General features: G+C 62.4%; 10 protein-coding genes. 7 read left to right on the top strand and 3 right to left on the bottom strand.

The features are described 5' to 3' along the window. Positions 1-183 precede the first annotated feature (183 nt). Positions 184-621, bottom strand: a complete 438-nt coding sequence (locus tag VIE67_RS01185) for an outer membrane protein assembly factor BamE (RefSeq protein ID WP_332022458.1) — start codon at positions 619-621, stop codon at positions 184-186. Positions 622-726: 105 nt separating this feature from the next. Between VIE67_RS01185 and fur the strand changes: the two genes are divergently transcribed. Further along, the gene (gene fur, locus VIE67_RS01180; RefSeq protein ID WP_332022456.1) at positions 727-1,134 is read left to right on the top strand and encodes a ferric iron uptake transcriptional regulator; all 408 of its coding nucleotides are present in this window, start codon (positions 727-729) and stop codon (positions 1,132-1,134) included. Between the two features lie 33 nt (positions 1,135-1,167). On the opposite strand, the gene recN is transcribed toward fur, so the two are convergent. Beyond that, the gene (gene recN / locus VIE67_RS01175) at positions 1,168-2,862 is read right to left on the bottom strand and encodes a DNA repair protein RecN (protein WP_332022454.1); all 1,695 of its coding nucleotides are present in this window, start codon (positions 2,860-2,862) and stop codon (positions 1,168-1,170) included. 169 nt (positions 2,863-3,031) lie between these two features. Here recN and hrcA point away from each other — a divergent pair, with 169 nt between their 5' ends. From hrcA to dapB, 6 genes are all read left to right on the top strand, one after another. After that, on the top strand, positions 3,032-4,105 hold the full coding sequence (gene hrcA / locus VIE67_RS01170; RefSeq protein WP_332022453.1) for a heat-inducible transcriptional repressor HrcA: 1,074 nt from the start codon (positions 3,032-3,034) through the stop codon (positions 4,103-4,105). Between the two features lie 284 nt (positions 4,106-4,389). Next, positions 4,390-4,959 (top strand): nucleotide exchange factor GrpE, encoded by a 570-nt coding sequence (grpE, locus tag VIE67_RS01165; RefSeq protein WP_332022451.1) that lies wholly within the window; start codon positions 4,390-4,392, stop codon positions 4,957-4,959. A 74-nt stretch (positions 4,960-5,033) separates the two neighbouring features. After that, complete coding sequence (dnaK, locus tag VIE67_RS01160) at positions 5,034-6,956, top strand: molecular chaperone DnaK (RefSeq protein WP_332022449.1); 1,923 nt, start codon at positions 5,034-5,036, stop codon at positions 6,954-6,956. A 137-nt stretch (positions 6,957-7,093) separates the two neighbouring features. Beyond that, the gene (locus VIE67_RS01155) at positions 7,094-7,738 is read left to right on the top strand and encodes a TMEM175 family protein (RefSeq protein ID WP_332022447.1); all 645 of its coding nucleotides are present in this window, start codon (positions 7,094-7,096) and stop codon (positions 7,736-7,738) included. Continuing rightward, entirely contained in the window at positions 7,735-8,856 is a 1,122-nt protein-coding gene (gene dnaJ / locus VIE67_RS01150) for a molecular chaperone DnaJ (RefSeq protein WP_332022445.1), read from the top strand. The genes VIE67_RS01155 and dnaJ overlap by 4 nt, the downstream gene beginning before the upstream one ends. 101 nt (positions 8,857-8,957) lie before the next feature. Next, positions 8,958-9,767: a 4-hydroxy-tetrahydrodipicolinate reductase gene (gene dapB, locus VIE67_RS01145; protein WP_332022443.1), complete on the top strand. Its 810-nt coding sequence runs from the start codon at positions 8,958-8,960 to the stop codon at positions 9,765-9,767. Positions 9,768-9,819: 52 nt separating this feature from the next. Here the strand turns inward: dapB and VIE67_RS01140 are convergent, their stop codons facing one another. Then, positions 9,820-11,163 carry a CocE/NonD family hydrolase gene (locus VIE67_RS01140; protein ID WP_332022441.1) on the bottom strand — a complete coding sequence of 448 codons (1,344 nt, stop codon included), beginning with the start codon at positions 11,161-11,163 and terminating at the stop codon, positions 9,820-9,822. Positions 11,164-11,312: the final 149 nt, after the last annotated feature.

Genomic DNA, 11,312 nt, shown 5'->3' with positions numbered 1-11,312 from the left:
GCCGAAGCGAACGGCGCAGCCGGCCCGAAGGGCACGCCGCAGGAGCGGCGTGTAACGCGGATGAGGGTGGCGCAGTTAAAGCGCACGCCGCTCCATGTTGCGCCACCCTCACCCGGCGCGCTAGGCGCGCCGACTTCTCAGCTGTGCACTCCCTATGGTCGCCGCCAGCGGGAGAGGTGACAATCAGCTACCGCCCTGATCGCCGCCTTGCTTTTTCTTCTTGTCGTCGTCGCGTTTTTCGTCCGGGTACTGACGCTTGTATTTCGTCGCTTCGTGAATCAGTTCGACCGGATTCTCGGCGAAGTAGTCGCCGTCCACGCGGGTGAGGTTTTCACCCTCGAAATACAGGGTCAGATCCTTCGTTTCCATGCGCCCATTGCCACGGCGCTCGGTGGAGATATAGTCCCAGCGCGCCACTTGAAACGGATTGACGACCGAAGGCGAGCCCATGGTCAGGATCACCTGACGTTTGGTCATGCCGGGTTTGAGCGACTCGACTTGGCTCTTGCTGAAAAGATTGCCCTGCTGGATATCGAGCTTGTAGATCGGACTGCAGCCGCTCAGCGCGAAGGCGCCGAGCGCGAGGACAAGCGGAAGAACCCGGTAAAAAACTGGTGTCATGCGAATGCTCGTGGAGCGTAAAGCGCACGATGATACACTAGCGGTCGACACTCGCGGACGCCGACAACCATGTCTGCATTCAGGCGGCACTCAGCAGGCAAGCCCATGGAAACTCAAGATTTGCGCAAGGCCGGGCTCAAGGTCACGCATCCGCGCATGCGTATCCTCGAAATCCTGGAAGCTTCCGACGGCAAACACATGACTGCCGAGGATATATATCGCCAGCTTCTGCAGCATGACGACGAAATCGGCCTGGCCACCGTCTACCGTGTTCTGACCCAATTCGAAGCGGCGGGACTGGTCGCCAAGCACAATTTCGAAGGCGGTCAGGCGGTCTACGAAATCGAGCGTGGCAAGCATCACGATCACATGGTCGACGTCGACACCGGCAAGGTCATCGAGTTCGTCAGCGAAGACATCGAACGCCTGCAGCGCGAGATCGCAGACAAGCACGGATACGCGATCCAGGACCACAGTTTGGTGCTGTACGTGCGCGCCAAGAAAAAGAAGTGAGATGGGAAGAGGGAGACGAGAGACGAAAAAGCGTCAGTCCCGTCTCCCGTCTCCCGTCTCCCGTCTCCCGTTTTCCAGCATCTGCTTCGCATGCGCGAGCGTCTCGCGCGTGATTTCTACGCCGCCGAGCATGCGCGCGATTTCGCCGCGGCGGGTTTTCGCATCCAGTAGTTCAATCTGCGTTTGCGTGCTTTTCCCGTCGCTCGATTTCGCCACTTGCAGATGTTGATGACCTTGCGCGGCAACCTGCGCGAGGTGCGTCACGCATAACACCTGACGCCGGCTGCCGAGTCGGCGCAGCTTCTGCCCGACGACTTCGGCGACCGCGCCGCCGATGCCCGCATCGACTTCGTCGAACACCATCGTGCCGATCTCATCGAGACCCAATGCCGCGACTTCGATCGCCAGACTGATACGCGACAGCTCGCCGCCCGAGGCGACCTTGCGCAGCGCGCGCGTCGGCTGGCCGGGATTGGCGCTGACCAGAAATTCGACACGTTCCAGTCCCTGCGCATCCGGCGTGGATTTTTCGGCTTTTTCGAGTTGCGCCTCGAAGCGCCCACCGGCCATGCCGAGTTCGTCGAGCAGGGCGCTGACGTCGGTGCCGAGTTTTTGTGCGGTCGCAGTGCGCGCGCCACTGAGGATTTGCGCGGCGCCAGCGTAGTCGCGCTCGATCTTGCCGCGCTCGCGTTCGAGCAGGACCAACTGCTCACCGGCGCCGCGCATTGTTTCAAGCTCCGTGCGCAGCGAATCGGCGTGCGCCTTCAGCTCAGCCGTTGGTACACGATGTTTGCGGCTCAGTTCGTGGAGTTTCGCGATCTGCGCTTCGGCTTCGGCGAGGCGCTCGGGATCCAGATCGAGCGAGTCGCGATAGCGCGCGATCAGATCGGAAGTCTCGCCGAGCTGGATGCTGGCCGCGTCGAGCAACTCGCGCGCGGGTGCGAGACGCGCATCGGTCTGCTGCAATCGCGCCAGTTCGTTCTGCGCGCGACCGGCGAGACGCAGCAAGGCGAATTCGCCCTCGCCATCGAGCAGTTCGGCGATCGCGGCGCTGCCCTGGATCAATTGTCCGGCATTGGCGAGACGCTGGTGGGTTTCGTTCAAGGTCGCCAGTTCGGCGGGCGCGAGCGCGTGGCGGTCGAGCTCGTCCAGATGGTGTTCGAGCAGATCGATGCGCGCGGAATGGTCCTCGCCGGCACTGAGCGCGCGCATCTTCGCGGCAATCTCGCGCCAGCGTTCGGCGAGCACGGCGACGCTCGCCAGCGCTTCGGCATGGCCGCCGTAGGCATCGAGCAGGGCAAGCTGACTGGCTCGCTCCAGCAAGGCCTGATGCTCGTGCTGACCATGGATTTCGATAAGCGTTCCGGCCAGCGCCTGCATCTGCGTCAGCGTCGCCGGGCGGCCGTTGATCCAGGCGCGCGAGCTGCCTTCGGCGCGGATCACGCGACGCAATTGGCAGGCGTCGCCCTCGTCGAACTCCTCGTTCGCGAGCCATGCGCGCGCGGCCGGTGCGTCGGCCAGTGCAAATTCGGCGATCAATTCGGCGCGCTCGCTGCCGTGCCGCACCACGCTGGCATCGGCGCGATTGCCGGCCAGCAGCAACAGCGCATCGACCAGCAGCGACTTGCCGGCTCCGGTTTCGCCGGTGACCACGGTCAGGCCCGCTGCGAAGCCGATTTCGGCCTCGCCGACGATGGCGAAATCCTTGACGAAAAGGGTTTGCAGCATGCGGGTCGTATGCAAAGGGGAAGTGCGCGCGCACGCTAACATGCGTGCGTTGCGCAAGCCAAGACCGCCCTGTTTATCGACGGTCCCTTGAAGCATGCCGACAGAAAGCCATATTGACCGTATGATCCGTCGTTGTTAGCGTCGCCAGACCCGCATTCGCACAAATCCCATGTCCTTATCGATTGGCCCACAACTCGATCCGCGCGCGCGCCAGCTGCTGCGTGCGCTGATCGCGCAATACATCGCCGACGGCCAGCCGGTGGGATCGCGCACGCTGGCGAAGAATTCCGGGCTGGATCTGAGTCCGGCCACGATCCGCAATGTGATGGCCGACCTCGAGGAAATTGGCCTGCTCGCCGCGCCGCATACCTCGGCCGGTCGCATCCCGACCGCGCAAGGCTATCGCGTCTTCGTCGACAGCCTGCTGGAACTCAAGCCGCTCGATGCGCCGCAGATGGACGCCTTGCGCCGCGAGTTGCCGACCCAGGATCTGCTGAGTGGCGTGTCGTCGCTGTTGTCCGAAGTAACCCATTTCGTCGGCGTGGTCACCGTGCCCAAGCGCGAAGATTTTCCGTTCCGGCATATCGACTTCGTTGCACTCGGTGGCAATCGTGTGCTGGTGATCCTGGTGTTCACCGACAACGCCGTGCAGAACCGGGTGATCACGACCCAGCACGTGTACGCGCCGAGCGAGCTGGAGCAGGTCGCGAATTTCCTCAACGCGAACTACGCGGGCCTGCGCATGAGCGAAATCCGTGAGCACCTGAAACGCGAGATGCGCGAAACCAGTCAGCGCCTGCATCAGCTCATGGTCGCGGCGGCCGATGTCACCCAACAGGCCTTCTCCGATCAGCGCTCATCCGATCAGCGCTTTCCCGATCCCAGCGGCGCCGACATGCTGGTCACCGGCCAGATCAATCTGATGGGTTCGCAAGGGCTGTCCGATATGGACCGGCTGCGCGAATTGTTCGAAGCTTTCCAGCGCAAGCGCGATCTGCTGATCCTGCTGGAAAACTGCTCGCGCGCCGAAGGCGTGCGGCTGTTCATTGGCGAGGAATCCGGGTTCAATGCGCTCGACGGCTGCAGCCTGGTCACCGCGCCGTACGGCGTCGAGGGCCGCGTGCTCGGCGTGCTCGGCGTGATCGGGCCGACGCGCATGGCCTACCAGCGCGTGATACCGGTGGTGCAGGCGACCGCGCAGATTCTGTCCGGTGCCTTGAATCAGTCGCATCAGACCCAATAAACGGGCGGGGCTGTTGATTCGTGTTGTGGTTACGCAGACCACCTCTCCCGCTGGCGGGAGAGGTCGGCGCGCGTAGCGCGACGGGTGAGGGTGGCACTGGGTAGTTACGCGACCCGTGTCGCCACCCTCATCCGCCTTCGGCACCTTCTCAGCTGTGCACTCCCTGTGGTCGCCGCCAGCGGGAGAAGGAAATAAAGGAACTACGACGCGAGTCGGTTCAATTTTGATTGCGGTGGGCAGTGTGAACTGCGCTGTCGCGTATTGCTTGTGGAGTTATCGTGACGATGGAAAACACCAATCCGACCAATCCTGCCGGCTCGTCCGGCGCGGACCCGGCCAATGCGGCGAACGAGGAAGCCTTGAACGCCGACTCGGTTCAGACCGAGACCGACCAGCTCGGCGACAAGCTGGCCGAGTACGAAAACAAGCTCGGCGAGATGCGCGAGGTGCTGCTGCGCGAGCGCGCGGAAATCGAGAATCAGCGCAAGCGCCTGCAACGCGATCTGGAGCAAGCGCGCAAGTTCGCCAACGAACGCCTGCTTGGCGATCTGCTGCCGGTCTGCGACAGCCTTGAACGCGGCCTTGCAGTGGAAAATGCCGATACCGGTGCGTTGCGCGAGGGCATGGATCTGACCCTGAAGGCGTTGCTCAAGGTCGCCGAAAACAACGGTCTGAAGCCGATCGATCCACTCGGGCAGCCGTTCGACCCGGAACGCCATCAGGCGATGAGCATGATCGATGCGCCGGGCAAGGCGCCGAACACAGTGGTTGCGGTGATGCAGAAAGGCTACGTCCTGAACGATCGCTTGTTGCGTCCGGCACTGGTAGCGATCGCCAAGCCGCCTGCCACTTGAATTGAAAGCGCATATCCCTATTTTATTTGTTATCTGCGGCGCACAGCCGTAATCAATTTTCGGAGAGTTTTGACATGGGTAAAATCATCGGTATCGACCTTGGTACGACCAATTCCTGCGTCGCCGTGATGGAAGGCAACACGGCGCGCGTGATCGAGAATTCCGAAGGCGATCGCACGACGCCGTCGGTCGTCGCGTTCAAGGACACCGAAGTGCTGGTCGGTGCCACGGCCAAGCGCCAGGCGGTGACCAATCCGAAGAACACCTTCTATGCGGTGAAGCGGCTGATCGGCCGCAAGTTCACCGATGCCGAAGTGCAGAAAGACATCAACATGGTGCCGTACAAGATCGTCGCGCACGACAATGGCGATGCGTGGACTGAGACCGCCGACGGCAAGAAGATGCCGCCGCAGGAAATCTCGGCGAAGATCCTCATGAAGATGAAGAAGACCGCCGAAGACTATCTCGGAGAACCCGTGACCGAGGCCGTGATCACGGTGCCCGCGTACTTCAACGACTCGCAGCGTCAGGCGACCAAGGATGCCGGCCGCATCGCGGGCCTCGACGTGAAGCGCATCATCAATGAGCCGACCGCGGCCGCGCTCGCCTATGGCATCGACAAGAAGGGCGGCGACCGCAAGATCGCGGTGTATGACCTGGGTGGCGGTACCTTCGATATCTCGATCATCGAGATCGCCGAAGTCGACGGCGAAAAGCAGTTCGAAGTATTGGCGACCAACGGCGACACCTTCCTTGGCGGCGAAGATTTCGACAAGCGCCTGATCGATTACTTGGTCGAGGAATTCAAGAAGGACACCGGCGTCGATCTGAAGAACGACTCGCTCGCGCTGCAGCGTCTCAAGGACGGTGCCGAGCGCGCGAAGATCGAGCTGTCGACGGCGCATCAGACCGAAGTGAATCTGCCGTACATCACGGCGGACGCATCGGGTCCGAAGCATCTCAACATCAAGCTCACGCGCGCCAAGCTCGAAGCTTTGGTCGGCGATCTGATCGAGAAGACGATCGGTCCGTGCCGCACCGCGATCAACGATGCCGGGCTCAAGGTTTCCGACGTGCAGGAAGTGATCTTGGTCGGCGGCCAGACGCGCATGCCCAAGGTGCAGGACGCGGTCAAGGAATTCTTCGGCAAGGAGCCGCGCAAGGACGTCAACCCGGATGAAGCCGTCGCCGTGGGTGCGGCGATCCAGGGCGGCGTGCTCGGCGGCACGGTCAAGGACGTGCTGCTGCTCGACGTGACTCCGCTGTCGCTCGGCATCGAAACGCTTGGCGGCGTGATGACCAAGCTGATCGAGAAGAACACGACGATTCCGACCAAGGCTGCACAGACGTTCTCGACCGCCGAGGACAACCAGACTGCGGTCACCGTGCACGTGCTGCAGGGCGAACGCGAGCGCGCGAGTGCGAACAAATCGTTGGCCAAGTTCGATCTGGCCGGAATCGAAGCCGCCACGCGCGGTATGCCGCAGGTCGAGGTGTCGTTCGACATCGACGCCAACGGCATCCTGCACGTGTCGGCCAAAGACAAGAAGACCGGCAAGGAACAACGCATCGAGATCAAGGCCGGATCGGGCTTGTCCGAGGACGAGATCCAACGCATGGTGCGCGACGCCGAGGCTAACAAGGAAGACGACAAGAAGTTCCACGAACTCGTCGGCACGCGCAACAAGGCCGATCAGCTTGTGCATGCAACGCGTGCGGCGATCAAGGAACACGGCGGCAAGGTCGACGGCGCGCAGATCGGCACGATCGAAAGCGCATTGTCGGACCTGGAAAAAGTGATGAAGGGCGAAGACAAGGACGCGATCGACGCGAAGATCGCAGCGCTCGAGCAGGCCGCGCAATCGCTCGCTGCGGCCGCGGCTTCGGCCGGCGCGTCAGGCGGCGCCGGCGATGCCGGCGCGCAGGCTGGCGGCTCGGCGCCGAAAGACGATGTCGTCGACGCCGAATTCACCGAGGTCAAAGACGGCAAGAAGTAGTTATCCACCTGCTTCGCAGGCGGATCAACTGCCGCCGTTCGAGCCTCGCAGAAAACGCGAGGCTCAACGTCGGCAAAGTAAATTGTGCCGCTCATTCGCTAGACGGGTGAGCGGTTTTTGCGTTGTGGAGCGACACGATGGAAAAAGGGAGACTCGAAGCATTCACCGACGGGGTGATCGCCGTGATCATCACGATCATGGTGCTGGAGCTCAAGCCTCCGCACGGGGCGACGTTTGCGGCGCTGCTGGATCACTGGCCGATATTCTTGAGCTACGTCCTCAGTTTCATCTACGTCGGCATCTACTGGAACAATCACCACCACTTGCTGCACGCCGTCGAACACGTCAACGGCAAGGTCATGTGGGCGAATTTGTTCTTCCTGTTCTGGTTGTCATTGTTTCCGTTCACGACGAGCTGGCTCAACGAGAGCTGGCTCGGTGACGCACATCCTGCTCTGGAACACCTGCCGGCGATGCCGTGGGTGCCGACTGCCCTGTATGGGTTCGTGCTGCTGATGACGGCGCTGTCATGGATCCCGCTGAGCCGCTCCCTGATCTCGTGCAACGGCGGGCGAGAGGGCAATCTCGCCCAGGCGCTCGGCAGCGAATGGGGCAACTGGAAGGCGCTGGTCTCGCCGATCATCTATCTCGCCGCCATTGTGCTGGCGTATTTCGTTCCCATAGTGTCCTGTGGGCTGTACGCCGTGGTCGCGGCGATCTGGTTCATTCCCGACCGGCGAATCGAAAACAAGGTCATCGAGAACAAAGTGTCTTCCTCATGAGCAAGCGTTGTTACTACGAAGTGCTGGGCGTCGAGCGCAGCGCCTCCGAAGAGGACCTGAAGAAAGCCTTCCGCCGTCTTGCGATGAAGCATCATCCCGATCGCAATCCGGACAACAAGGAATGCGAAGGGCACTTCAAGGAGGCCAAGGAGGCCTACGAGGTTCTCGGCGATGCGCACAAGCGCCAACTCTACGATCAGCATGGCCATGCCGCATTCGAGCACGGCATGGGCGGCCGTGGCGGTGCGGGCTTCGGCGACGTCGGCGATATTTTCGGCGATATTTTCGGCGACATCTTCGGCATGGGCGGTGGGCGCGGACGCCAGCGCCGCGGAGCCGATCTGCGCTACGTGCTCGAACTCGACCTTGAAGAGGCCGTGTTCGGTGTGGAAAGGGCCATCGATGTGCCCACGCTCGCTGCGTGCGACAAATGCAGCGGTTCGGGCTCCGCCGACGGCAAGCTCAGCACCTGCGGTACCTGCCAGGGGCATGGGCGCGTGCGCATGCAGAACGGTATTTTCTCGATCCAGCAGACCTGCCCGCACTGTGCCGGTACGGGCAAGGCGATCGCCAATCCCTGCAAACCCTGTCGTGGCGAAGGCCGCGTGCAGCGGCAAAAACATCTCTCGGTGAAAATCCCAGCCGGCGTCGATACCGGCGATCGCGTGCGCCTCGGCGGCGAGGGCGAGGCCGGTCCGGCCGGCGCGCCCTCCGGCGATCTGTATGTCGAGGTCGCCGTGCGCGAGCACGCGATCTTCCAGCGCGAACGCGACGATCTGTATTGCGAGGTGCCGATCCGCTTCTCGCAGGCCGCACTTGGCGCCGAGATCGAAGTACCGACGCTCGGCGGTGAGGCATCGATCAAGATTCCTGCGGAAACCCAGACCGGCAAATCGTTCCGTCTGCGCGGCAAGGGCGTGCGCAATGTGCGCGACGGCCATGTCGGCGATCTGATCTGTCGCGCAGTGGTCGAAACACCGGTCAAGCTCAGCAAACATCAGCGCGAGTTGCTGCAGCAATTCGAGGCGAGCTTCGGCGACGATGCTGCCGAGCACACCCCGCGCGCAACCGGCTGGCTCGATGGCGTCAAGCAGTTCTGGGAGCGGGTGACGTCCTGAGAGCAGGGCTGAGGGCTGAGCAAGAGCGGAACTTGCCTCGCCTTTTGCCTCAGCCGTCAGCTTTCAGTCCTCGCTAACCAGCGCTCTGCTAGCATTGCGGCATGGGCGATCTCGTCAATGTCGTGGTGTACGGTTCCGCCGGCCGCATGGGCCAGGCGGTGATTCGCGCGGTGCTCGATTCGACCGACGCGCGGCTGGCCTGCGCGCTGGTAAGGCCAAGTTCGGGGCTGGCCGACGAACCGCTGGATCGGGTGTTCGGCTCGCTCAAGCGCAATGTGGATTTCTCGACCTCGCTCGACCCCGATGTCGCCTGCGATGTCCTCGTCGATTTCAGCGGACCCGTCGCGTTCGACGCGGCTCTCGCGCTGGCACTCGAACGCCGGCTGGGCTTCGTCAGTGGCACGACCGGACTGCGCGAGGAACAGCGCGCGACGCTGGAGAACGCGGCCAAATCGATTCCGATATTGTGGGCATCGAACTTCAGCCTTGGCGTTGCCATGCTCGAGCGCATGGCGCGACGTGTCGCCGCAGCGCTGCCCGATTGGGACTGCGAGATCGTCGAGATGCATCACAAGCGCAAGCAGGATGCGCCATCGGGCACGGCAATCACGCTGGGGCAGGTGGTTGCGGAAGGCCATGGCATTGCGCTCGCCGATTACGCGCGCTATGCGCGTCATGGCCAGACCGGCCCGCGCCCACCGGGCGAAATCGGTTTTGCCTCGCTGCGTGGCGGCGATGTGATCGGCGAGCACACGCTGATCTTCGCCACCGATGGCGAGCGCCTCGAGCTGACTCATCGCGCGGCCAGCCGCGACATCTTCGCGCGCGGCGCGCTCGCCGCAGCGATCTGGCTCGCGCGGCGCGAACCCGGTTTGTATGCTTTCGATCAGGTGCTGGCACCGTCGACATAGCGGCTTGCGGCGAGGCCCGGCCGGGATCGTTGTGGCGCCGCGCTCAACCCGCTTAATTCCCGGCCGCGCCCTGCGGCGCTGCAAGCGGTAGAACCAAACGGCTCACGCGGTCCCCGCCATGGAAAACCTTGACATGTGCGACGCGCGCCTGCACAAGGGTTTCGTAGCCAACGCGTCCACCGCTGTTGTAGTTCTTCTGGTAGCTCGGAGAATTAAGTGGGGCTATGACGAGCCGCAACCGCGCGCCGGCAGGAATGCGCCGCGCCATCCAGTAGAACTCAAAAGGAATCTTCGCGATCTCGTCGGGTTTGAGTAGTTCCTGTTTGAACGGGTCGTTGCGGAAGCGCGCGCGCCGTATGTCTTCACCCAGACGCACGGCCGAGCCGTCGGGCAACACCATCATCACTTGAGCCCACAGATCGAAATCGGGTGCATCTGCTTGAACCAGCAATTCCAGGCGCATTTGCCCGGCCACCTCGACGGCATTTTCGAAAGGCGCGCTATGAAACACGAGCGCGCGCTTCTGGAACGCGCGGAACTGGCTCAGCAGACCTTCGTCGGCGGTGTAGCTTGCGAACTCGAGTTCCGGCAGTTCGTGCGGATCGTCCACAATCAGCGCGGGCGGCTGTGCGCCAGGCGGGCTTCGCAACAGGTCGCCCGAACGAAACACGCTTTCAGGCGTGCCTTCTGGCGCGGACAAATAAAGGTCCAGTTGTTTTCCCGAAGACGCCGCTTCCAGCGAGGGCGCATGGCGCCATTCGTCGGCGCCGAGCATGAAGTAGGTGAACTTGTCGCGCAGGAATTCAGGCTGTGGCCCGCGTCCGGCCACCCAGTCGTACCAGTCGGCGTGCAGCTTGTCCATGTCGAGCACGGCCGCTGCCGGGATCGCCAAACCTGCAATCGTCTTCTCGGGTTTCTGCGTGCCGCCATGATCCCACGGGCCCATGACGAGACGGCTTTTCTCCAACTCGTCCCGAGGCGCCTGCGCGATATAGCGTCGGTAGTAGCGCAGCGATCCGGGTTGGTCGTCGTCGAAATAGCCCGTCGCCGAAAGAATCGGAAAGCGCATTTGCGCGTAGTCTTTCGATTGCGGTTCGGCTGCCAGGTTGAAAGCCTTGTCGCCGACATGATCGAGCCACATTTTCATGAAGGACGTCTTGTGCCCCTGCGCATCGGCCATCCACCAGTCGTCCTGCGCGATGCCGATCGCCTCGTCGAGTTCGCCGAACGGACGGAAAGCTGCATACTGTTCCAGCATCTTGCCTTGCCAGTATTCGGAATTGGCGATGAAGCCCGTGTTGAGCGTGCGTCCGGATACATAGCCCATGATCACGGCTGACCAGGATTGCGGAATCCCGTTGGTGTTGGGCACGTCCCAACCGGGATAGATCGGCACGTAAGGGGTGTGGATTCAATCGGTGGATGCAACACACTAACTGCTTAAGCAGGAGGAGTGTTGCCAATGAAGCAAAGGCCCCGAATCTACTACACGGAGAGCCAGCGAGCCGTGATGTGGGATCGCTGGCAGAAGGGCGAATCTCTTCA

The organism is Rudaea sp. (assembly GCF_036560865.1).
Lineage (GTDB): Bacteria > Pseudomonadota > Gammaproteobacteria > Xanthomonadales > Rhodanobacteraceae > Rudaea.
Note: the sequence above shows the minus strand (reverse complement) of the source record. Positions and strands in the feature narration are given on the sequence as shown.

Coding starts and splice junctions, on each gene's coding strand:
- VIE67_RS01185 (WP_332022458.1), bottom strand. CDS start 621: ATGACACCAGTTTTTTACCGGGTTCTTCCGCTTGTCCTCGCGCTCGGC.
- recN (WP_332022454.1), bottom strand. CDS start 2,862: ATGCTGCAAACCCTTTTCGTCAAGGATTTCGCCATCGTCGGCGAGGCC.
- dapB (WP_332022443.1), top strand. CDS start 8,958: ATGGGCGATCTCGTCAATGTCGTGGTGTACGGTTCCGCCGGCCGCATG.
- dnaJ (WP_332022445.1), top strand. CDS start 7,735: ATGAGCAAGCGTTGTTACTACGAAGTGCTGGGCGTCGAGCGCAGCGCC.
- VIE67_RS01155 (WP_332022447.1), top strand. CDS start 7,094: ATGGAAAAAGGGAGACTCGAAGCATTCACCGACGGGGTGATCGCCGTG.
- dnaK (WP_332022449.1), top strand. CDS start 5,034: ATGGGTAAAATCATCGGTATCGACCTTGGTACGACCAATTCCTGCGTC.
- grpE (WP_332022451.1), top strand. CDS start 4,390: ATGGAAAACACCAATCCGACCAATCCTGCCGGCTCGTCCGGCGCGGAC.
- hrcA (WP_332022453.1), top strand. CDS start 3,032: ATGTCCTTATCGATTGGCCCACAACTCGATCCGCGCGCGCGCCAGCTG.
- fur (WP_332022456.1), top strand. CDS start 727: ATGGAAACTCAAGATTTGCGCAAGGCCGGGCTCAAGGTCACGCATCCG.